The sequence below is a fragment of the Vibrio sp. 10N.261.55.A7 genome (assembly GCF_002877365.1).
GTDB lineage: Bacteria > Pseudomonadota > Gammaproteobacteria > Enterobacterales > Vibrionaceae > Vibrio.
This window is the reverse complement of the sequence record NZ_MCWZ01000298.1, coordinates 38,307-62,055: the sequence shown is the minus strand read 5'-3', so window position 1 is coordinate 62,055 and position 23,749 is coordinate 38,307. Positions and strand designations below refer to the sequence as shown.

Here is a 23,749-nt window from a genome sequence, read left to right as displayed (position 1 = left end):
ATAAATTATTGATAATTTATACGTATCATCCTATATATCTATAATTCTTAGTGAATTACACCAAGTTAACATCAGTTTTATATGTGTAGTATTTCATATTTATTTTCGTGGTAAAAAATCGATTTTAAACTGTATGTAATCTACTCCTGTTATAAGTGTGATATTAGTTTAGGATTGTTGGTTTTTTCATTGACATTACAATTATTGTGGTTTTTTGACGGTTGGTTATGTTTTCTGTTTTCCTGTTATAAATGACTAATTATTAATACCTAATGCGCTCTAGATTGTTACTTCTTTAGTGGTATATCGAGGTTTTTTTTTAACCACTTTGTGTTATAGCTACAATTAATATATCGCTTCAGTTTCTACAATTGTAAATTGTTATTGTCTGACAGGTTGGGACGCTATTTTTCGGGGTTTTGTTTAATCAATATCGCAAAACAATTCCCATCCACTTTGTTTATTAATTAAGAATAGAATATGGAAATCTTTGAAATGTTAGAAAGCAAAACATACTTCATAGTCAGAAAGTTTTCGCTTAACGCTTCTGTCCGTTTCGATTTTGGCGGGTTGTGGAAATGATGAAAGTGCTACCGATGCGATTGGTTCTGTAATCAGAAGGGGGAGGGTGCTCTTGGTGTTTCTGTTGTCTATTACACGGCTAACGTTATTGCGTGGTTAAAGCTATCGATGGGTATCTTCGAAAGGCGCAGTATTTATAGATCTTAATGGCGTTGTGGAGCAAATCAGACAAAGAGTTGACCCGTACGACATCCTTTCTAGTTTCCAATAGGCATACCTAGCCCTGTGACTTTCCCATTTTTATACTCGTTCAATCACTTATAAGAGATCAGAACTCAGTTATAGAGAAAGGTTCAATTCGATTTAAGCAACAACGTCTCACTGAACGGCCTTGAGTGTCGATTATCAATTCTGCTCTTAACGTTAAGTTTTAAAAGACTTAAGGTTGCCGTTTACAAGTTAGCCCTTTACGGCCCCAGTAATAAAAAGCACTCCACCGCGGTCATGAGGCCAAAAAATATCGCCGCCCCCTTCCAAAACAGAACTGGGTTTCTTTTTCGTAACGGTTGAACTTTAGACGCCTTCACTAGTTTGGCGTTCGGCTGATACAAATCCTGTATGAACTCGCTCAAAACCTTATAACGTAGCTTGGGCGCAGGGCTACAGGCTTTTTGAATACAAAGGTCAAGCCAGTTAGGTATATCTTGGCGGTGGTTGAGTATCGAGCGGTATTGCCAATCGTGGTTATGGGCTGATTGAATGGTTTGTCCTTTGATCGCCTTGTATGGGCGTTTACCCGTCAGCATTTCGTAGCCAATGACCGCCACTGAGAATAGATCACTCGAGATCGAGCTGTCACCGTTGGTAATGTATTCCGTTGCGGAGTAATTGATATCGCCAAGTGGTATCGATTCTTTGTTATTTCTATTGGTTTCTTCCAAGCTACTGACTTTAACTGAGCCAAAATCAATCAATTTGATAAGACCACCTTTGAGTACCATGATGTTCTCTGGCTTTAAGTCTCTGTGCACCATTTCAGCCCGCTGTAACACTCGTACCGCCTTGATTATCTCTTCAAGAATCGAACGTACCACATCCAATGAGGGGGTGGGGTTATCGTACATCCACTGCCGAAGCGTTGTGCCTTCAATGTACTCACAAAGCTGATAGCAAAATTTCGATTGAATGGGAGTGGGGTACACTTTCATTACTCGGTCATTTTTGAGTTGGCTACCGACCCAATATTCGTTTGAAAACTGTGAGAGCACATCGTGGTCATCCACATAATTGAGGGAAGGCGCTTTAAGGACAAAGGTTTGATGGCTGCTTTGATCGCTCACTTGGTAAACATGACTGCGTGGGCCAGCGTACAGCACTTTGTCGACGATAAAATTATCGATTTTATTGCCTGCCACCATGGACGGTGGAATGGCTTTCTTGAGCAGTTGCTTTTGATGCTCAAACAAGGATTGATGTGGCAGTTGCTGCACATCGATGATGAGACAACTGAGGTTGTCGTGGCTGCCATTTTCCAACGCTTGTTGGCAAAATTCATTACTGAGCATTTCGTGAGTTGTATCGTGCTTCGTTGCCAATTGGTTGAATTCAGACTGAGATAAGAAATCATGAACGCCATCTGTGGTCAGAATAAAACGGTCATTCACTTGTAAAGTGACGGTTTGGTAATCAACTTCCAGTTGGTTGTCGATCCCTAAAGCTCTTGTTAAATGAGAGCTTTTACCGAAGTTGGTACGTTGATGGTCACGCGTCAGTAGACGCAGTTTATTATCCCGCAATCGGTATATACGGCTGTCGCCAATGTGAAATATATGAGCAGTATTGGATTTGAAAATGACGGAACTCAGAGTGGTGACAAGCCCATTGTGATTTAAGCTTTGCTTTTGGCCTTGTGAGAATAGCCAGGAGTTAAGAGCAGAGACGATTTTGCTAGCAGAGTGCTTCACACTCCATGTGTCGGGGGTTGCGTAGTAATCGGTAATGAACTGCATAGTGGCGGTATGGCTGGCTTTTTGACCTTGTTCACTGCAACTCACACCATCGGCAATACAAGCAACAATGCCCTTATGCTCACGCTCGGAAGCAACGCTAGGGTTTTTCACGAGGAATGCGTCTTGATTTTCTTCTCTTCGCCCTGTCAGTGACGTTCCACCAAAAGCGACTGAAAGTGAAGCTTCTGTCTGAATATTATTTATACCCATTACGTGTCCAATAGTTATCGACTTTTCAAAGTGAAATGTTCAGAACAAAAGCCCTGTAGGAAAACAGAGCTTCTGAACGATATTGGCCACAAAGATTATTACGACAGAGTACTAAATGGTGTGCAAGCACTGAGCACTCAAATAATTTAGGCTAACCAATATCCCCGATTGAGTTGCTGAATTTAATGAGATACGTCAATCATTGTCACGCTCCCATCGTCATTCACCTCTGCAATTTGACCATTCGGCTCTTCCATTAAGATGAGCGTGGCGAAACCGAGTACCGCGGTGCCAGCAATCACATAGAAGAAGGTGCTGTAGTCAACAAAAGAGAGAACCGTTAGGTAAACGACAGCACCCACGTTACCGTATGCCCCCGTCATGCCTGCGATTTGCCCCGTCATTCTGCGTTTGATAAGAGGAACTGTCGCGAAAACGGCGCCTTCTCCTGCTTGAACAAAGAATGAACACGCCATCGCCGCCGCGACCGCTAACCATAGTGGCCAGTCACTGCCAACTTGCCCCATTAGGAAGTAACCGACGGCTAAGCCTGCCGTCAGAATCAGCAGCGTTGATTTGCGGCCAAATTTGTCGGATAACCAACCGCCACCTGGGCGAGACATCAGGTTCATAAACGCATAAGCAGAGGCAACCATCCCTGCCATGACAGGTGTTAGCTCGAATGTTTCTGAGAAGAAAAGCGGAAGCATAGAGACAACGGCTAACTCAGAACCAAAGGTGGCAAAGTACAAAATGTTGAGAACCGCCACTTGCTTAAACTTATACTGATGGACCTCAGGAACGGGTTCAGCAAAGATATTCTTGTTCACTTTCCATACTTGGCTGACTTCGTACACGTACAGAGCGAGCAAACCTAAGTAAACACAGGCAATCGTGAATTCAGACAACATGCCAATACCCGCTGGCGAGAGCTTCCAGCCCAGTAAGGCAAGCGCGGCATACATAGGGATCTTCATGATGAGCAAGAAAAAGAAATCGCCCTTGCTGGTCACTTCCATTGCAGTTAGGTGCTTGGGTTTAAAATACGTCGCCCCTTTTGGTGTGTCTTCAACGTTGAAATAGAAGATCACAGAGAACAAGAGACTCATGACACCTGTCACTGCGACGGCATAGCGCCAGCCGTCTTCACCACCGAAAACCAGTGCAAGCGTTGGCAATGTAAATGCGGCAGCGGCAGAACCAAAGTTACCCCAGCCACCATAGATGCCTTCTGCTGTTCCAAGTTGATCATGCGGGAACCACTCTGAGACTAATCGGATGCCGATAACAAAGCCGGCTCCAATGAAACCCAATAAGAATCGGGCGATAGCCGCTTGAAGAAAGGAATCTGCAAAAGCAAACATGAAACATGGAATTGAGCAAACCGCGAGTAGTGCAGAATAAACCAGTCGAGGGCCATATTTATCGGTGAGCATACCGATGACAACTCTTGCCGGTATGGTCAACGCGACGTTTAAAATGAGCAGTGTTTTAATTTCTTCAGTGGTTAACCCTAGGGTTTCTTTAACCATTGAAAGCAGAGGGGCAAAGTTAAACCACACCACGAAGGTGATGAAAAATGCCATCCAACTGAGATGCAGTACTTTCATTTTTCCTTTGAATGAAAATAATGAGAAGGCTGTACTATCCATAGTGACCAATCCTTGTAAATAATTGCTTTGAAATAGGAAGCCCTGAGCAATGAGCTTCTTGTTTTAATTGGTATTCGTTTCAATTCTGCTGCTGAAGCAGTAGAGGTTATGCCGCTATACCTTCAGGCAGCATGACCTGTATGGCATTATCACTTTGGCGTATTGGATACGTTGATAATTGAACGTTTGGCTCTTCAATGCAAATCCCTGTTTCTAAATTAAAATGCTGTTTGTACAAAGGCGAGGCCACACATGGTTGCTCATCAAGTGAGCCAATGATCCCTCGTGAGATGACATTGACGCCACTGAATGGGTCCAAGTTCGAGAGCGCATACAATTTGCGGCTTCGACCGCAGTAGAAGATGGCGACTTGCTGTTCTTCTACTTTGGCGCAGACACCCATGTTGGGGAGTAAATCGTCGGTTGAGCAAACGGTAATCCAGTTCTTCATGATGTTTTTCCTAATAAATGCTGACTTAAATTGGGTTCATTACACTTCAACAACGTCGATCTCTTCGCCGAAATCGTGCTTGGCAACGGGCGTCGGAAAGCGCTGTTCACGAATGGTGGTGAACGTTAGGTTTTGATCGGTTTGCTCGCTGTTGACGAAGTGCTTAAAGCGTTTCATTTTTTGCGGATTTTCGATGGTGGTTTTCCACTCACATTGATACTTGGCAATGTTGTTTTCGATCTCTCGCTCTAGCTCTTCGCCAAGACCAAGCTTATCTTCAATCACGACCTGCTTGAGGTAATCAATGCCACCCTCAAGGTTTTCAAGCCAGACAGAGGTGCGTTGAAGACGGTCGGCCGTTCGAATGTAAAACATCAAAACACGGTCAATGTATTTCACTAATGTTTCGGTATCGAGATCGCTGGCAAATAGATCAGCATGGCGCGGCCTCATACCACCGTTACCACATACGTACAGGTTCCACCCCTTATCGGTGGCAATGATGCCGATGTCTTTTGATTGCGCCTCGGCACATTCACGGGTACACCCTGATACTGCAAATTTGAGCTTGTGGGGAGAACGTAGGCCTTTGTAGCGATTTTCAATATCGATAGCGAAGCCAACGCTGTCACCCACGCCATAACGACACCAAGTGCTGCCGACACACGATTTCACGGTGCGAACCGACTTGCCGTATGCGTGTCCGGTTTCAAAACCAGCGTCGATGAGCTCTTTCCAAATGTCTGGTAATTCATTGAGTTGCGCGCCAAATAAATCAACACGTTGGCCACCAGTGATCTTGGTGTAAAGGTTATATTTCTTAGCGACTTCGCCCAATACGATCAGTCGATCTGGTGTGATCTCACCGCCCGCAATACGTGGGACAACGGAATAGGTCCCGTCTTTTTGCATGTTGCCAAGGTAAACATCGTTAGTATCTTGCAGTTCGATGTGTTCATCTTCCAGAATGTAGTCATTCCAGTAAGACGCTAAGATAGAGCCAATCGCGGGTTTACATAAGGTACAGCCAAGGCCCTTACCATGGGACGCTAATACGTCATCAAACGTCTGAATCTTGTTTACCCGAATAATGTCACTCAGCTCTTGTCGCGAGTAAGCAAAGTGTTCGCAGATGTCGTTGTTCACTTCAACGCCAAGGCTGCTTAGCTCGCTATCCAGCACCTGTTTTGCGAGTGCACTACAACCGCCACACCCTGTTGATGCGTTGGTGGTTTCTTTTAATGCAGCCATGGTTGTGCAGCCAGATGCGACAGCCTGTTTGATATCGCCTTTGGTCACATCAAAACATGAACAGATCATCGCTGTATCGGGCAAGGCGTCGATGCCCAGTGCTGAAGACTCGTCTTGCGCGACATTAGGTAGAATCAATACCGACGGGTTTTCTGGTAATGGCATGTCATTTTGCATCATTTGTAGCAGTGTGCCGTAAGCTTCAGCGTCACCAACAAGCACTGCGCCCACGATCTTCTTGCCATCTTCTGAGATGATTAAGCGTTTATAAACCTGTTCGATCTCGTCGCTGTAGGTGTATGACTGAGCGCCAGGTGTGCGGTCATGAACCTCACCAATACTGGCGACATCGACACCAAGCAATTTGAGCTTGGTGCTCATGTCGGCTCCAGTAAACTCAAGATCGCTCGATGAATCGACCAACACATGCGTTGCCGCCACTTTCGCCATTTGATAACCCGGCGCGACTAAGCCGTAGATTTTCTGATCCCAAAGAGCACATTCACCAATGGCGTAAACGTCAGGCAGATTGGTTTGACAGTGATTGTTAATCACAATACCGCCACGCTCACCCAGCTGAATGTCGGTGTCACGAGCCAACTCATCTTGCGGGCGTATGCCGGCAGAGAAGACAATCATGTCGGTTTCAATATGGCTACCATCAGCAAAGTTCATTCGGTAACGAGACGTCTCGCCCGCAATAATTTCTGTGGTCGCTTTTTCGGTATGAACCGTTACGCCTAGGTCTTCGATTTTTCGTTTAAGCAGCTCACCACCACCGGCGTCAAGCTGCACCGCCATAAGTCGTGGCGCAAATTCGACCACGTGTGTTTCAATGTCGAGGTTTTTCAGCGCGTTGGCCGCCTCTAGACCTAAAAGCCCCCCACCGATAACAACACCCGTTTTACTTTGCTTGCTAGACAGTGCGATGGCATCCAAATCATCCAGTGTTCGGTATACATGACAATGTTCTTGATCGTTGCCCGGAATAGGTGGAACAAAAGGGAATGAGCCCGTGGCAAGAATCAGTTTGTCATACGCTTCAGTGCGACCACTGGCAGTGATCACTTGTTGGTTATCCGTATCGAGCTGCGTGACTTTCTCGTTCACCACGTAACTCACCCCGTTTTCTTGGTAATACGCCTCGCTGGTTAAGGCGAGATCCTCTGCACTTTTTCCTTCGTAGTATGACGTCAGTTGAACGCGATCATAAGCGAGATATTGTTCTTCACTAAAGGTGATGATCTCAACATCGTCAGTGGGAGACTGAATTAATGTATCGATGAACTTGTGGCCAACCATTCCGTTGCCCACGACGACAATCCTTTGTTTACTCATTTGCTTACTTCCTATGTAATAATTCTTTGTTGCGTGTCTAAAGCGAAACGTTTTAAACTTAAAACGCTAAGCTGACAGTCTTAGGTGATGCTCTAATTGGTCACTATCCGCGATATGTTTGGTGCGCTGTTCCAGCCATTGCATTTGCTCTGAAATAGAAACAACGTGGCCGATAACAATGAGCGCAGGAGACTGAATATTGTGTTGCTCTTTGATTTCCGTCAGGTCGGCGAGTGTGCCGGTGATGGTTCTGTGCGCCGCGGTGCATCCTTTTTCAATAAAGGCGATTGGCGTCTCTTTATCCATTCCTGCCGCGAGCAACTGTTGGCGAATCATATCGGTTTGGCTCAACCCCATGTAAACGACGAGCGTTTGTTTTAATGCCGCCAGTGCGCCCCATTGAATGTCGAGCTTCTTATCAGCATGGGCAGTAATGAATGTGCACCCTTGAGCGATACCACGGTGTGTTAATGGAATCTGAGAGTAGGTTGAACAACCTGAAGCGGCGGTTATTCCTGGAACCACGTTCACTCGTACGCCGTTTTGAGCCAGAAGCAGCATCTCTTCGCTGCCACGACCAAACACGAACGCGTCTCCGCCCTTAACTCGACAAAGGTTCTTTCCTTGCGTAGCGAGGTCGATCATTAACTCATTTATTTCGAATTGTGTTTTGCTGTGGCTGCCTTTCTTTTTGCCCACATAGATCTTTTCAGCGTGGTTGGGGAAAGTGGCACGAATTTCTTTGCTGACTAGATTGTCATAAATGATGACTTCGGCGTTATCTATCGCTTTAGCGCCTTTAATTGTCATTAACTCAGGATCGCCTGGGCCTGCGCTGACTAAGGTGACAACCCCGTATTGTTTGGCTTTCATCTTCATTGCGTTACTCCATTAACTGCAAGGTGTTCGGGTTGAAATTGATTAATAGGAGTTGAGCAAAGAGAGTGCCAGTTAGCCGAATAAGAGTAATGGAATATTTATTATTAATTTAAATCAGTGACTTAAGTTTGTTTATTGTCATATTCAGTGAATTTATGTTTGAGAGGATAGGCTGAAAATTGTGAGTTATTGTCCACTATTGGTGCAACTGGCTGTAACTTGGTGCAAAAAAGCATTCTAAGTTATTGATTGATATACCTATTTAGGGGTAGGCGGATAAGGGTGGGAACTTAACTTTCTGATATATATAGTATTTAAATGAGTGCCTTGGGGTCTTGGGATTCATCCCGTGTCTGGCGTAAATGTTGCTACTTGAAAAGTAGGAAGAGATTAAGCTCAACATGGATGAGGCAACAATGAATAATAATAACGAAGGATGGATAAAGACGACGTGCGCCTATTGTGGTGTGGGTTGCGGAGTAGAAGCGCGTCCAATGTCGTCAGGAAAGCTGGAAGTACGTGGTGACCAAAGCCACCCCTCAAACTTTGGCAAGCTGTGCACGAAAGGGATCGCGCTCGGAGATACAGTGATACATGATGGTCGATTGCTTCACCCTACTCAAATAGTCGATCGACAATACCATTCTCAAACCAATAGAAAACAGCTTCAGTGGGACGAGGCAACCGAGCTCGTCGCCAACAAGTTTACGCAAGCGATAGCGGAGCATGGGCCAGACTCTGTTGCATTTTATGTGTCAGGTCAACTGCTGACAGAAGATTATTACGTTGCCAATAAGCTGATGAAAGGTTTTATTGGAAGCAGCAATATCGACAGCAACTCGCGCTTATGCATGGCCTCATCAGTGGTGGGACACAAACGTGCTTTTGGTACCGATACCGTCCCCGTCACCTATCAAGATCTTGAACAATCTGAATTGGTCGTCATTGTGGGCTCCAACCTTGCCTGGTGCCATCCCGTCTTGTTTCAACGTCTTCGTCAGGCAAAGCAAGCGAATTCAGCAATGAAAGTCATTGTTATTGATCCTAGAGAAACCGAGACCTGCACGATTGCGGATCAGCATTTGGCGATTAAGTCGGGCGCTGATGTCGCATTATTTAATGGCTTGCTTAAGTACTTAGACGACAATGGAAGCGTGGATCGTGAGTTCGTGGCTACGCACACCCAGGGTTTTGACAGTGCGATTGCGCAGGCAAATGAATACATAGATATTGAGCACATTACGGGTTTAGAACTCGCTGAATTAGCCGACTTTTACCACGCGTTTTCGAACACAGAGAAGGTAGTGACGATTTACTCGCAAGGCGTTAACCAGTCAAGCCAAGGCTGCGATAAGGTCAACAGCATCATTAACTGCCACCTGGCGACAGGAAAGATTGGTAAGCTAGGGTCTGGCCCATTCTCGGTGACGGGTCAACCCAATGCGATGGGCGGAAGGGAAGTGGGTGCATTGGCCAATACATTGGCAGCGCACATGGAGTTCGACGATCCACTTCAGCACCAACTGATCAGTCAATTTTGGCAAACCGATACGCTTGCCAAACAGCCGGGTCTTAAAGCGATTGAACTCTTTGATGCGATGGCCGATGGCAAGATCAAAGCGGTATGGATCATGGGAACCAATCCAATGGTTAGCCTGCCTGACAGCGCAAAAATTAAAGCCGCGCTAGAAACCTGTCCCTTTGTCGTTGTCTCTGATTGCATTGAAGATACCGAAACAACGCGCTTGGCAGATGTCTTATTGCCTGCTCAGGGGTGGAGCGAAAAATCGGGCACTGTCACGAATTCTGAGCGCAGGATTTCAAGGCAACGACGTGTGCTACCCAGCCCTGGAAGTGCCAAGCCAGATTGGTGGATCATCAGCTCAGTGGCAAAGAAAATGGGCTTTAACGATAGTTTTGACTACCGCCATGAAGGTGAGGTGTTCAAAGAGTATGCGGCGTTGACGTCGATAGGGCACGAGCATAAACCGAGAGACCTAAACCTTATCGGTTTAACTCAGCTGGATGACTTTGGCTACAGTCGTTTGACTCCGCAACAGTGGCCAGTCACTGAACTTCAGTCTGAGCCTGCCTATCATACTTTGTTCCAAGACCATCGCTTCTTTACTGATAGTGGCAAAGCCAACTTTGTGGCCGTGAAGCACGCTAAGCCGCTAGGTGAAACCAGTAGGCATTATCCTTTGGTCTTGAACAGCGGTCGAACGCGAGATCATTGGCATACCATGTCTCGTACTGGGTTATCCGCGAGGCTCGCTTCTCATTCTCCAGAGCCTTTTGTGCAAATTCACCCAGTAACGGCTCAGGAATACGGAATCATAGACAAACAGTTGGTGGAAGTAACGAGTGACATAGGAAAAGCGGTCGCTCGCGCCTGTGTGACTCACGAGGTTAGCCAACAGCAATTGTTTATGCCTATCCACTGGAATGCTGTGACAGCAAAGCAGAGTAAACCCTGTGAGCTCATTCTACCCATCAGCGACAAGTTATCAGGGCAGCCAGAGTTTAAACACACACCTGTTAGTGTCGCGCCATTATCCATGGTATCAACGGCGGTTATCTTGTCGAGAGTGACGCTTGATTGTGACCCGTTTGACTATTGGAGTCGCCAAAAGGTGGAAGGTGGGTATTTGTACCGAATAGAGTCTTATTTAGAAGAGAGTGAACTCACTGCGTTAATTAAATCATCAATGTCTCAGTCGACAGGCGAGATGATGGAAACAAAAGGAACGAATTTTTACCGTTCAGTGAACGTGTTGGAGGACAGTTGCCAGCGACTGGTTTGGGCGGGGGCGGACATTAGCGAAGTCGAGATAGAGGGTTTGATTGAACAATTCAATAAAACTTACGATGAGCAAACCAAGTTTGATGCTGTGTTGGTTTCAGGCGAACAAAACGCTGCGTAATCATCGAGTCGGTCATTATGCCCGACGGTTTAAAAGTTAGCTGAGTGAAATCCGTTTGATGGCGTCTGTCTTTCTCTTCTATCTTTCTTTTAGCGCGTAGAGTTGGAGGGTAATGACATTGCGTGTAAATTTGCGACTTTGATTCTCGTGTCGAATTTCTTGTTTGATATACTCATTGTTCACCGATACAGAGGATAGTGATGATATGTCGAAGACCGCTAAGATATTGAATGAAGATAAACTGGTTAAAAAAGCGCTAGATGTCGGTTTTAAGATGGCAAAACTACAGGGACTTGATTTACCTGCTTCATCTGCGCCGATTAAAGTGAAAGCGGTGTATTTGTTTTTAGTTGAGGTTAACCAAATTACCCCTCTACCAGACAGTAAGTTAGATGGCGCTAACATCAAAAAGCGATTGGCGTTATGGATGCACAATGCCTTACCTGATAACGATCCATTGAAGTAATTCGAATTTCCAATAAAAAGAGCCAAGTCAGTGACTTGGCTCTTTGCGTTTTACTTACCTTTTTCTGTATTAACTAGTACGTTGCTTCACGTTCTTCAGCTGCTTTCTCCCAGTTAGGCACAATGGTTTTTAAGAACTCTTGTTTCTCTTTATTCATTGCTTCCATATCCATACCTAGCGCTTGCTGTGCTTTCGCTTTGGTTGAAATGTCTGGTATTTCAATCGGCTCAGTAATGCCTTTCGTCGCGAGTAAGCGGATCAACTTGGTTCGTGCATCTGCCGCACTGTCGACGGCTGTACCAAGAACCTCAAGTGCAATTTCAGGCGCATGCATGTGAATACCATGCGATGCGATAGCGTAGTCCCAGCGCCATTGAGCATGACGAATATCCATGAGAATAGGTGCCATTTCTTCTTCTGTCGCACCGGCATCCCATGCCGCGCCTGCTTCAAAGTGAGCAGCAACGATTTGTTTCTCGGCAGTCAGTTTCATGTTCAACACTTGCGCTTTACGTGATGACACGATCTCTCTTAGCTGATCTTTTGTTTGCGTGTGGCATTGTGCACACGTGTCTTCGAATCGATCAAATGGGTTACCTACCTTATGGTCGGTATAAACAGTGCCATCTTCCTTGGTGACTTTCGGCATATGACAGTCCACACACACGACCTTATTCTTGCCATGAATACCATCGCGCCATGTTTCGTAACCTGGGTGCTGAGCTTTTAGCATCGGCGCTTTCGACACTTTATGTGTCCAGTCTTTGAAGTTAAGTGCGTCGTAGTACTCTTCCATTTCGCTCACTCGAGTTCCTCTATCCCACGGGAACTTCACCGCTTTCGTTGGGCCTGTGAAGTAGTACTCTACGTGACACTGGGCGCACACTGAGGCTTGTTGATCAAGACGAGATTGATGCTCAAATGGCTTATCAATCGCTTCGAACGCGCGTTCAACATAAGGCTTGGTAATGGCGAGTGCAGGCTCACCGTTTTTGAACTCTTCGCTGCGAGTGTCATGACAATCCGCACAGCCGATAGGGTTGGCGATTTCAGCGCCTAGACGAGCCCATTTTCCTTCAAAGTAACCATCTTCACCGCGCTCTTCTATCACTCGGCCTACGTCTGGGCTTTTACAGCTCCAACATGCCATCGGCATAGGACCCGATGCTTCGTCGGTTGGGCCTCCGGTACGAAGGGTTTGGCGTACATCGTCTACAGCAAAAAAGTGGCCGCGTGCCTTATTGTAATCTTTAGCAAACCCGTAGCCTGCCCACATGATGACCATATTAGGGTCTTCTGCTAAGGCATCTTCTAGGTGTTCACTTTCTGAGGTCGCTTTCCAAGATTGGTATTGATCAGGGTGTTTTTGCTCGTAGGTATGGTTACGAGGGTCAGCTTCAGCTAATCCTTTTTCTTCAGATGCAGAAACGCTAGTAGCGCCAAATATAACGGTGGCGACTAATATCATTGCTGCAGCGGAATTAGGAATCCAATGCAATTTTTTCACAGTGTTATCTCCGTATTCTGTTTGTTATAAACAGCGTTGTGAACTGGCCATACCAAAATAAAGAATTGGAGAACTGTGAGAGAGTGTAATAGAAGTAACAATAAATAATAATTGCTTACATTAAATAGGTTGTTTTAGATCAATTCCTAGTGGTGATGTAGCTCACGATTATCCCTTTCTAACCCTAAAGTGGTACCAATGTGTTTTTTTAGATCAAATTTATCAATAACTTAGTGTTATTAACCTTGTAATAAATAAGGTGATGAGTGTCTACTTTTTGAACTGTATTTCTACCTCTAAATAGGCATGAGAGTATTATATTTATATAGCGTTGTGGCTTATCCCGAAATAAGAATTGATATCATTTAGAGTTTGAATTTAATAACTCTGGAAGACGTTAAATTTGATCAGTAAATAACAATTGCGAATAGTTATCATTATTAATTTATATTTTGTAAGACTTTGAATTAATTAGTGGCTACTTGTTTTGGTTAGCGCTGATATAAGGAAAGGATAAAATGGGCAATATAAAGTTGGCCATAGCCATTATGCTGAAGTCTCTTCTTGCATTTTGCCTCTATGGTTATTCTCTTCATGCCGTTGCCGATACTTCAACCTTGCAGTCTGAAGATACGACAGGTAGACATGAAGTTACGCTTATCCGTGACAAGGATTACAAATGTGTCCAATGTCATAAGGATTCAAAGGAAACGCTTGCAGGCTCTCACGGAGAAGAAGCACACAGTGCGCTTGGCCGAGAGGTTAACTGTACCGACTGCCATAATGGAATAGGCCCTGATCACCGAGAAGGTGCCCCTGAAGTCAATAAATTCTCTAGTGCACAATCTAAACAAGGCACGGATAAGGTTTTTCTCGATCCAGAATTAATTTTGGATGCGAACAGCCAATGTACGGAGTGTCATACCCCTTCTAAACTGCAAGAGAAAAATTGGACGCACGATGTCCATGCTAAAAATCTAACCTGCTCAAACTGCCACGATGTGCACGCGAATAAAGCGAAGGTGCTGGGTATCGAGCGCAAAGAAACCATTCAAATGTGTGTTGATTGCCACTCTGACTTTAACCAAAAAGAAGAGGAGAGGTAGTATGAGCTGTTCTAGACGAAATTTTTTAGCGGGAGCGGGTGCGGTCATTATGACCACCGGCGTCGCGGGTACTGCTGTTCTCAATAGTCGAAAAACATTGGCTAATGTTGAACAAGAGGGTGGCAAGCTATACGGCATGGTTCACGATGAAACCGCGTGTATTGGTTGTACGGCCTGTACCGATGCCTGTAGAGATGTGAATAAGGTTCCAGAAGGTGTGTCTCGATTAGAGATTGTGCGAAGTGAGCCAATGGGTGAGCACCCTGATGTCGAGTACCGATTTACTCGAAACTCTTGTCAGCACTGTGATAATGCACCGTGTGTCATGGTTTGTCCGACAGGCGCAGCCTACAAAGATGAAAAGACGGGCATTGTGGATGTGCACAAAGAGAAATGTGTCGGTTGTGGTTACTGTCTATTAGCGTGCCCTTACCAAGTTCGATTCTTCCACCCTGAAAATGGCTCTGCCGACAAATGCAACTTCTGCCGTGATACCAACTTAGCACAAGGAAAATTACCTGCGTGTGTTGAATCTTGTCCAACCAATGCCCTCGTGTTTGGTGACCTAAATGATCCTGCGAGCGAGATCAGTAAGTTACTGAACAATGAAATTGTCTACCGAGACAAGCTGCATTTAGGTACCAAACCTAAGTTGTACAAAATACCACATCAGAAAGGGGAGGTTTCATCATGAGTGCATGGGATACCGCATTTCAATCTGGTACGGTTGTATGGGATTGGATCATAGCTATCTATCTGTTCTTGGCGGGAATGTCAGCCGGTGCAGTAATGATTTCAATTTACTTAAAAAGAAAAGTCATTGAAGGCGATGCTGCTGATAATGGCATCTTAAAAGCCACTGCGTTCTTAGCGCCCTTTGGCATTGTTGTTGGCTTGACGATTCTCGTCTTTCACTTAACGAAGCCATTAGATTTTTGGAAGATCATGATCTTCTATAATCCTACGTCTGTAATGTCTATGGGTGTGATGCTCTTTAATGTCTATATGGCGGTGCTGTTCGTTTGGATTGGTATCATCTTTAGAGTGCCGATCGTTGGTTTCTTAAAAGGAAAGTTGGGTTTTGTCGATGGCCTTCTGGTTAAGTTTGGTCAGTTTGAAAACGCAATAGAAGTCTTCCTCGGAATTCTAGCGGTGACACTCGCAGCCTATACAGGTTTCTTGCTTTCAGCGCTTCAGACTTTTCCTATGTTGAACAACCCTGTATTGCCAATACTGTTTCTGTTCTCTAGCTTATCTTCTGGCGCAGCGGCGTGTTTACTGTTCGGGATTCTTGTATTTAAAGAACCGGCAAGCAGTGCCAGCGTAAAATGGGTACACGGGTTTGAACGTCCAGTGGTTCTGTTTGAGTTGTTTGTTCTGTTGACCTTTTTTACTGGCCTTATTTTCAGCGGAGGACAAGCTGAGGTAGCCGCATGGAATGCGATTGGCAGTGGCTTCTGGGCGCAGTGGTTCTGGGTCGGCGTGATCTTTATAGGCATGTTATTACCTTTGACCCTAAACGCAGTGACACCGAAAGAAGTTCAGCATAATAATGGCTTTATCTTGGTCGTTACAACGCTAAGCCTTCTGGGTGTACTGATGTTAAGAACATTCATTCTCTATGCCGGTCAAATGACAATGGTATAAATATCAAAGATGCTGAAGATTAAGAGGTTATAAGCGAGGAATGATAGGAGAGCTAGGCTTCATCACATTGTTATTGGTCGCAGTATTGAGCTCGTTCATCGCACTTTATTATGGTGTTGAACGGTGGTTCACAAGCCATGGGCAACTCAGCTTACTGCTTCCAGTAACACGGATTAATGCTTTGCTCTCGCTAACAAGTCTATGTTTGTTAGGAATCGCATTCGTCACAGACCAGTTTGGACTAGAGTACGTGGCTTCCCATTCAAACTCTCAATTACCTGTATTTTTTAAAGTCGCGGCGATTTGGGGTGGGCACCAAGGCTCAATGTTATTTTGGGTCATGACATTGTGCTGCTGGGCCGCTGTCATCTCATTTATTCAGCGAGTTGATTCCGTTCAAGGCAAATCCAGTTACCTACACGATGTGCTGTGGGTGATGAATTTGCTCATTGCAGCGTTTGGCTGGTTCACGGTATTTGCTTCCAATCCTTTTGAATCATCCAGCACTTTGCTAGCTGAAGGCCGAGATCTCAATCCAATGCTTCAAGATGTGGGTTTGATTTTTCATCCGCCTCTTCTTTATCTTGGTTATATTGGTTACTCAACGGTTTTTGCGTTTGCTTGCGCAGCAATGATGCAAGGCGAGGTTAATAACCATTGGCTGATACTCAGTCGTAATTATACGTTAGCCTCTTGGGTATTTTTGACGGCAGGGATTGTTCTAGGCTCTTGGTGGGCGTATTACGAGCTAGGATGGGGCGGCTGGTGGTTTTGGGATCCTGTCGAAAATGCCTCTTTATTACCCTGGTTAACTGGGACAGCGTTATTGCATGCTCACCTAGCGGCGCATCGCTATAACATGTTTCATCTTTGGTCGATTGGGCTGTCGATTACGACGTTCTGTTTCAGTATATTAGGCACCTTTATTGTCCGCTCTGGGGTGCTGACTTCGGTTCATGCATTTGCCGTCGATCCAAATAAAGGCATTGCGCTCTTACTGATTCTGGTGATTGCGTTACTGGGGTCGTTAGGGCTCCTTATCTTGAAATACGATTCATTAAGCAGCCAGCCTTTGAAAGCGTTAGTGAGTAGAAGCTACCTGCTGTTAACCTCGATTGGATTGTTGGTCGTTGCAACCTTTACCGTTTTTCTCGGCACCTTTTACCCCATGGTTTATGAGCTGATGGGGTTAGGCAGTATCTCTGTTGGAGCGCCCTATTTTAATACTATGATACTGCCTATCACGGTTCTAGCGTTAGTGGGGATGGGATTGGCCCCTTTGCTAAAGTGGTACAGGGGCAAAGCGGTTGATACCAAGGTGTTCGCATTCTTAGCTTGCTCCGCTTTGCTTTTGGGCACGGGCGTTTACTGGTTATTGCTTACCTTCATTCAATACCCACAAGTCGCAGCGGATGACTTGCTTGTAGACCAGTTTAGTGCTCTTGCGTGGTCTATTTGGGTGCTTGCCATGTGGGTGGGGGTGACTCATGTGTATTCGTTTGCGATGAGTCATTTTAACGCTAAGCAGTGGCCAACTGTGTTCGCTCATATCGGTCTTGCAGTCGCATGTATAGGCGCTGTCATGAATAGTGAGCACTCACAAGAAATAGGTCGTAAATTATCGAGTGAGACGCAATTTAGTTTCCAGCAGTGGCAAGTTGTTTATCATGATACGCATTGGGTTATTGGCCCGAATTATACGGCGGAACAAGCTGAAATTGAGCTCTTTGACTTGAATGGACAATCCATTACTTTATCGCCAGAGCGTCGACACTATCCTGTACGCGTCATGAATATGAGTGAGCCAGCAATCAAAATCTTCTGGCATGGTGATGTTTATGTCACGTTAGGAGATAAGCTTGGCTCTAACAGTTATGCCGTCAAAATTCAGTATAAGGCGTACATTCGCTGGGTTTGGTTTGGCAGTCTATTAATGATGTTAGGCGGTGCTATGAGCGTATTGTCGTCGAAAAAGGTGAAAATAAAACGACATGAAGAAATCCAAAGTACGTAACCTATTCCTCTTATGCTTATTGATTTTTGGCTTTGCCAGTGTGGTCATGACAGGCATCTTTCAACAAGAGGCCAGCGGTGTTGTCGCTGGCAAAGATCGTGAATTCCCTCATTTTCAGTCAACCAGTTTACTTGAGGATACCCTTATCATCGATGAACGCATGGTTTCGGGGCAGGGTTATCAACTGATTAATGTATGGGCAAGCTGGTGCGGCGTCTGTTTGAGTGAACACGATTTTCTTGTTGAGTTGCAGTCTCAAGGCATTCCAATTATCGGCTTGAATTATCGCGATAAAAAAGCACCGGCAAAAGAGTACTTGGTCGAACAAGGTAACCCTTATACCACCGTTGTTTTCGATCCTAATGGCCAACTTGCTATCGATCTTGGTGTGATTGGAACGCCAGAAACCTATTTGGTTGATAATGATGGGGTCATCATTAAAAAGGCGCTCGGTCGGTTAACGGACAAGGTTTGGAAAGACCATTTCGAATCGTACTTTAATGAAGGCTAGCAATATGAAAGTACTCGTCATCTTTTTATTATCGGTATGTTCAAGCTTCTCTCTGGCCTATGCACAAACCGATGGAATCTTTGCTGCGCCAACGAAAGAAGCCACGGAGTTGGTGGAACTGTTTGAATTCAAAACACCAGAATATCAAAAGATTGCCGTGAGTTTAGCGAAGTCATTGCGTTGCCCTCAGTGTCAAAATCAAAATTTAGTGGAATCCAATTCCCCCATTGCCAAAGATCTTCGGTTCATTGTATTTACTAAGATTAATCAAGGTGAATCTGAGGAGCAGGTGATTGAGTTCATGACGTCTCGCTACGGGGAGTTCGTATTGTACAACCCACCTAAAACATTGAAGAACGCGCTGCTTTGGGGATTGCCTCTACTTGTTATGCTCTTATTTGCGTTGTTCTCTTATCGCTCAATATCAACCCACTCTACGGATGAAAAGCACCACGAATAAGTGTCGGAGCTGAAGGCTAATACTAGGCAGTAACCATTCGGCCTGATACTTGTCAAAATACATCACGTCATTTTTCATCTTTTACCTACCATTGCGGTTGGACACTTCCAAACGGTTATTGAAACTGGACGATAGAAGCTGAAGCCGTTTCGTTCGCCGCTGCTTTTATCTAACGTTCCTCTTTTATCGTACGTACCTCTCTTATCTAAGGTTACGACAGTACAAAAGAGTTTGACCCTAATCATGGGGCACTCAATAACCATTCAATCCCCCTATTTTTTTGTTAGAAATTACGAAATTGACATCACAGAGTGGAGTAATTGCGGTAAAGTGATGGCAATTCGAACCATCAATTAATAAGACTGTGTGTGCGTTATTCTGTAGAACAACATGATAAAAATGGCTTTTTAAAAGCGCCTCTTTGGCTTTGGTTAGGGTGGCTATTTCTCGCGAAAGCTTGGATTGTATTTATCGTGGCCGGAGCCAGCAGAGAGAGCGGGGCGAAAATTCTCGGCATTGTCTATCCTGATCAAACTACGCTCTATATTGGATTGGCGATGGGAGTACCCAGCATCATCTTCATGTGGTTCATTGGTTTACGTAATGTCGAGCGTCATTGGATAAACAAAATTGTAAGCTGGGGACGCTCGATTACGCTGTTAACGGTATGTGCTCAGTTCGCGCTTACCGTCTATCATGTGCATTTAGAACATGGTGCGTTCACCTGGGCAAATGGTGTGACCCTAATGCTATTATTATGGCTTGCGATCTATTTAGTAAAAAGCCGCAGTGTTAGAGATAGCCTCAGCATCCCTTCACTGACCTAGCGATGCAAAATTGGGTAACCATGTTGAATAGCGTTGATCAGGGTGTTGTATGAAGCACGGTCAAAATTAATTTAAACCGGGCTCTCAACAGAAAGAGCCCTGATGCAAAGAGCAAAAAAGTGTCAAGAATTCAAAATCAGAGGACAAGTTAATGTCACAACCACAAAGTGCAATTCTTCCTGAAGCAGGACCATTTGCGCAATATACACTGTTAAAGATTAAGCAAAACGCAGCAAACGTCATTAGCCGCTTACAGGCACTCCCTTCTCTCATCGAAGGGTTGAATGACACACAACCTGACGCGGGCTTAACGGTTTCAATCGCATTTACCAAATCATTTTGGTCGCAATTAAATCAACAAACACCGAGTGAGCTGATTGATTTTCCTGCCCTGGGCAGTGGTGACATCACGGCACCAAGCAGCGATGTTGATGTGTTGATTCACTGTCATTCAAATCGCCATGATTTGCACTTCTATGTATTGCGAAAGCTGCTGGCTGATATTTCAGAAGATGTGGATGTAGTCGATGAAACCAATGGCTATCGCTACTTGGACTCACGCGACATGACCGATTTTGTCGACGGGACTGAAAACCCGAAGAATGAAGTTCGAAATGAAGTCGCTATTATTCCTGAAGGTGACTTTGCTGGTGGCAGTTACGTGATGGTTCAGCGATTTGTGCATGATCTTCCGGCGTGGCATCGACTGAATGTGGCAGCGCAAGAAAAAGTAGTGGGGCGCACTAAACCCGACTCTATTGAGCTTGATGATGTACCCGCGGCTTCTCATGTGGGTCGTGTTGATATTAAAGAAGATGGCAAAGGGGTGAAGATTGTTCGTCACAGTCTGCCATACGGAAGCGCAAGCGGTGAACATGGCCTATTGTTCATTGCTTATTGTAACCGTATTCACAACTTCAAAGTGATGCTAGAAAGCATGTATGGCGTCACAGATGGCAAGACGGACCAATTGCTGCGCTTTACCAAAGCGGTAACCGGCGCTTATTTCTTCGCACCTTCTGCGGAAATGCTGCAAACGCTAGCGCTAAAATAGTCGAATAGGACTTTAATAGAAAACGAGCCATGTGCTCGTTTTTTTGTTAAAGATTCAACCGAATTGACCGATAAATACTTAAGCGCCGATCTTTCATCGAGAAATGTCAGTGCCGATTTATTGTTGAGCGAACAACTATCGATTTGAACACTAGAGGAAAGCATGGCCATCACCGTTAATACCAATGTTTCAGCACTGACAGCGCAGCGCCATTTGGGCAATGCGACCAACATGCTGAATCAATCTCTTGAGCGTTTAGCTTCAGGGAGCCGTATTAATAGTGCAAAAGACGATGCGGCAGGCTTGCAAATCTCGAATCGATTAGAATCTCAGATGCGTGGTCTTGATGTTGCGGTTAGAAATGCCAACGACGGTATTTCTATCATGCAAACTGCGGAAGGCGCGATGCAAGAATCAACCAACCTTTTGCAACGCATGAGAGATCTCTCATTGCAGTCCGCGAACGGTTCAAATAGCGCATCAGAACGTATTGCCCTACAAGAGGAAATGAGTGCTTTAAACGCAGAATTGAACAGGATTGCTGAAACCACCTCTTTTGGTGGTCGAAAACTGCTCAATGGCTCGTTTGGAGAGTCTTCCTTTCAGATTGGGGCGAGTTCGGGTGAAGCGGTACAAGTGTCCTTAAATTCCATGCGTTCGGATAATATGGGCATGGGTGGCTTTAGCTACATCGCTGCTGGAAAGGCAGACTCCAACTGGCAAGTAAAACCGGGTTCACAATCCTTGACCATGCAATACACCGATGCCGTTGGTGAGCAACAGACGATTCAAATCGAGGCCAAAGTGGGCGATGACATTGAGCAGCTTGCGACCTATATTAACGGGCAAACGGATCAGGTATCTGCGTCAGTTAATGAGCAAGGACAGCTTCAGGTTTATATGTCGGGTAAGGAAACATCGGGCACCATCGCATTCTCAGGAGATCTATCGTCAGAGCTTCAATTGTCACTCGCGGGCTATGAAGCGGTTGATAATGTAGACATTACTGACGTTGGTGGGGCGCAAAGAGCGGTCTCTATCATTGATACTGCCCTTGAGTACGTTGATAGCCACAGGGCTGAACTGGGTGCAATGCAGAATCGGTTTAGTCACGCCATCAATAATCTCGATAACGTTCATGAGAACCTGGCGGCCTCGAACAGTCGTATTAAAGACACCGACTATGCGAAAGAAACCACGCAAATGATTAAGCAACAAATCTTGCAGCAGGTTAGTACGTCTATCTTGGCTCAAGCTAAACAGCAGCCTAATCTCGCGCTTACCTTATTAGGGTAGGACATACGCAACTCGTCTATTATCCCGTCTTTTTTACAAAATAATCCTTCTCGACTACACCGACAACAACCCCATTTTCTTGAGCTAAAAATAAACACATTGTTTTCTTTTTGTACGAAAGATCACCTTTTTACCTCCAAACGCATTTTATTTATAAAAAACTTAAAAAAAGTCTCAAGGTTTGGAAAATGGTGCCGTTAATTTAAATAACTTTAAAAGAACAGCTTGGTTTTTCGAGACATCGAAAACCTGAAGTAACGAAAAATCAATTGGAGATATACCATGGCAGTGAATGTAAATACTAACGTATCAGCGATGACAGCACAGCGTTACCTAAACAGCGCGAACAATGCACAACAAACATCAATGGAACGTTTATCGTCGGGCTTTAAGATCAACAGTGCAAAAGATGACGCTGCTGGCCTTCAAATCTCGAACCGATTAAATGTTCAAAGTCGTGGTCTTGATGTTGCAGTACGTAACGCAAATGACGGTATTTCAATTGCACAAACCGCTGAAGGTGCAATGAATGAAACAACCAACATTCTACAACGTATGCGTGACTTGTCTCTGCAATCAGCGAATGGCTCAAACTCAAAATCAGAGCGTGTAGCGATTCAAGAAGAAGTAGGTGCACTGAACAACGAATTGAACCGTATCGCAGAAACCACGTCTTTCGGTGGTAATAAACTACTTAACGGCACGTTCGACACTAAATCATTCCAGATTGGTGCAGACAACGGTGAAGCGGTAATGTTGTCTCTAAACAACATGCGTAGTGATAACTCTGAAATGGGCGGCACAAGCTACAAAACGACGAACGGTCAAGACAAAGACTGGTCAGTACAAGCTGGCGGCAGCGACCTAACCATGACGTTCAAAGATAAGTACGGTCAAGATCAAGCTCTTACCATTAACGCTAAAGCGGGTGATGATATCGAGCAACTTGCGACTTATGTGAATGGTCAGCAAGACTTCATCAAAGCTTCTGTAAATGAAGACGGCCAACTGCAAATGTTAGCCGGCAGCAATAAAGTAGATGGTGACGTAGCATTTGGTGGTGCATTAGCGGGTGAACTTGGCTTTGAAGCTGGCCAAGCGGTAACGGTTAACACGATTGACGTTACTTCAGTTGGTGGTGCTCAAGAGTCAGTGGCGGTTATTGATTCTGCATTAAACTTTGTCGATAGTCATCGTGCTGAATTGGGTGCATTCCAGAACCGTTTTGACCACGCAATCAGCAACTTAGACAACATTAACGAAAATGTGAACGCGTCTAAGAGCCGAATCAAAGACACTGACTTTGCTAAAGAAACGACGGCACTGACTAAATCTCAAATTCTTTCGCAAGCATCAAGCTCTATTCTTGCTCAAGCGAAGCAAGCACCGAACTCAGCGCTAAGCCTTTTAGGTTAAGCCTAGTGGAATCAGGCTTGGTTCTTACACCAAGCCTTTGAGACGAAATTCTCAAAGTGGCTCTTCATTGAGCAAACCAAAAACTCAGCCTCGGCTGGGTTTTTTTTGTTTTCGGTACGGGTGAACGTAACAAAAAATTTGCATTTAATTTCTAAAGTGGTTTTGTCTTGATTTTAAGGCAACAACGCACATAACCTGAAATGAAGGAA

18 protein-coding genes are annotated in these 23,749 nt (G+C 44.9%); 12 read left to right on the top strand and 6 right to left on the bottom strand.

Going from position 1 to position 23,749, the window contains the following annotated elements; genetic code table 11:
• Positions 1–989: 989 nt before the first annotated feature.
• The 5 genes from BCU12_RS16605 to cobA all read right to left on the bottom strand — a co-directional run bounded on the left by BCU12_RS16605 (position 990) and on the right by cobA (position 8,312).
• On the bottom strand, positions 990–2,741 hold the full coding sequence (locus tag BCU12_RS16605; RefSeq protein WP_102405374.1) for a bifunctional protein-serine/threonine kinase/phosphatase: 1,752 nt from the start codon (positions 2,739–2,741) through the stop codon (positions 990–992).
• A gap of 182 nt (positions 2,742–2,923) precedes the next feature.
• Positions 2,924–4,393 carry a NarK family nitrate/nitrite MFS transporter gene (locus BCU12_RS16600; protein WP_102405373.1) on the bottom strand — a complete coding sequence of 490 codons (1,470 nt, stop codon included), beginning with the start codon at positions 4,391–4,393 and terminating at the stop codon, positions 2,924–2,926.
• A 106-nt stretch (positions 4,394–4,499) separates the two neighbouring features.
• Positions 4,500–4,844 carry a nitrite reductase small subunit NirD gene (gene nirD, locus BCU12_RS16595; RefSeq protein ID WP_102405372.1) on the bottom strand — a complete coding sequence of 115 codons (345 nt, stop codon included), beginning with the start codon at positions 4,842–4,844 and terminating at the stop codon, positions 4,500–4,502.
• Positions 4,845–4,883: 39 nt separating this feature from the next.
• Positions 4,884–7,433 carry a nitrite reductase large subunit NirB gene (gene nirB / locus BCU12_RS16590; RefSeq protein WP_102405371.1) on the bottom strand — a complete coding sequence of 850 codons (2,550 nt, stop codon included), beginning with the start codon at positions 7,431–7,433 and terminating at the stop codon, positions 4,884–4,886.
• A 66-nt stretch (positions 7,434–7,499) separates the two neighbouring features.
• On the bottom strand, positions 7,500–8,312 hold the full coding sequence (cobA, locus tag BCU12_RS16585) for a uroporphyrinogen-III C-methyltransferase (RefSeq protein ID WP_102405370.1): 813 nt from the start codon (positions 8,310–8,312) through the stop codon (positions 7,500–7,502).
• A gap of 416 nt (positions 8,313–8,728) precedes the next feature.
• On the opposite strand from cobA, the gene BCU12_RS16580 reads away from it, so the two are divergent.
• Together BCU12_RS16580 and BCU12_RS16575 are read left to right on the top strand one after the other, a co-directional pair.
• Positions 8,729–11,236, top strand: a complete 2,508-nt coding sequence (locus BCU12_RS16580) for a nitrate reductase (RefSeq protein WP_102405376.1) — start codon at positions 8,729–8,731, stop codon at positions 11,234–11,236.
• 205 nt (positions 11,237–11,441) lie between these two features.
• Positions 11,442–11,702: a DUF5062 family protein gene (locus BCU12_RS16575; protein WP_102405369.1), complete on the top strand. Its 261-nt coding sequence runs from the start codon at positions 11,442–11,444 to the stop codon at positions 11,700–11,702.
• A gap of 73 nt (positions 11,703–11,775) precedes the next feature.
• Here BCU12_RS16575 and nrfA read toward each other — a convergent pair whose 3' ends face one another.
• Positions 11,776–13,209, bottom strand: a complete 1,434-nt coding sequence (gene nrfA, locus BCU12_RS16570) for an ammonia-forming nitrite reductase cytochrome c552 subunit (RefSeq protein WP_102405368.1) — start codon at positions 13,207–13,209, stop codon at positions 11,776–11,778.
• Positions 13,210–13,727: 518 nt separating this feature from the next.
• On the opposite strand from nrfA, the gene nrfB reads away from it, so the two are divergent.
• The 10 genes from nrfB to BCU12_RS16520 all read left to right on the top strand — a co-directional run bounded on the left by nrfB (position 13,728) and on the right by BCU12_RS16520 (position 23,540).
• The gene (gene nrfB, locus BCU12_RS16565) at positions 13,728–14,315 is read left to right on the top strand and encodes a cytochrome c nitrite reductase pentaheme subunit (protein ID WP_102405367.1); all 588 of its coding nucleotides are present in this window, start codon (positions 13,728–13,730) and stop codon (positions 14,313–14,315) included.
• A gap of 1 nt (position 14,316) precedes the next feature.
• Complete coding sequence (nrfC, locus tag BCU12_RS16560) at positions 14,317–15,009, top strand: cytochrome c nitrite reductase Fe-S protein (protein ID WP_102405366.1); 693 nt, start codon at positions 14,317–14,319, stop codon at positions 15,007–15,009.
• Positions 15,006–15,962: a cytochrome c nitrite reductase subunit NrfD gene (gene nrfD, locus BCU12_RS16555; protein ID WP_102405365.1), complete on the top strand. Its 957-nt coding sequence runs from the start codon at positions 15,006–15,008 to the stop codon at positions 15,960–15,962. The genes nrfC and nrfD overlap by 4 nt, the downstream gene beginning before the upstream one ends.
• Before the next feature lie 40 nt (positions 15,963–16,002).
• On the top strand, positions 16,003–17,976 hold the full coding sequence (locus BCU12_RS16550) for a heme lyase CcmF/NrfE family subunit (protein WP_102405364.1): 1,974 nt from the start codon (positions 16,003–16,005) through the stop codon (positions 17,974–17,976).
• Complete coding sequence (locus BCU12_RS16545; RefSeq protein WP_102405363.1) at positions 17,954–18,487, top strand: DsbE family thiol:disulfide interchange protein; 534 nt, start codon at positions 17,954–17,956, stop codon at positions 18,485–18,487. Before BCU12_RS16550 ends, BCU12_RS16545 begins: the two co-directional genes overlap by 23 nt.
• Positions 18,488–18,491: 4 nt before the next feature.
• Positions 18,492–18,947 carry a cytochrome c-type biogenesis protein CcmH gene (locus tag BCU12_RS16540; RefSeq protein ID WP_102405362.1) on the top strand — a complete coding sequence of 152 codons (456 nt, stop codon included), beginning with the start codon at positions 18,492–18,494 and terminating at the stop codon, positions 18,945–18,947.
• 368 nt (positions 18,948–19,315) lie between these two features.
• Entirely contained in the window at positions 19,316–19,774 is a 459-nt protein-coding gene (locus tag BCU12_RS16535; RefSeq protein ID WP_102405361.1) for a DUF2919 domain-containing protein, read from the top strand.
• Between the two features lie 151 nt (positions 19,775–19,925).
• A complete protein-coding gene (locus tag BCU12_RS16530; protein WP_102405360.1) occupies positions 19,926–20,828 on the top strand; it encodes a Dyp-type peroxidase in 903 nt (300 codons plus the stop codon).
• Between the two features lie 162 nt (positions 20,829–20,990).
• Positions 20,991–22,124 carry a flagellin gene (locus BCU12_RS16525; protein WP_102405359.1) on the top strand — a complete coding sequence of 378 codons (1,134 nt, stop codon included), beginning with the start codon at positions 20,991–20,993 and terminating at the stop codon, positions 22,122–22,124.
• A 282-nt stretch (positions 22,125–22,406) separates the two neighbouring features.
• Positions 22,407–23,540 carry a flagellin gene (locus tag BCU12_RS16520; protein WP_102405358.1) on the top strand — a complete coding sequence of 378 codons (1,134 nt, stop codon included), beginning with the start codon at positions 22,407–22,409 and terminating at the stop codon, positions 23,538–23,540.
• Positions 23,541–23,749: the final 209 nt, after the last annotated feature.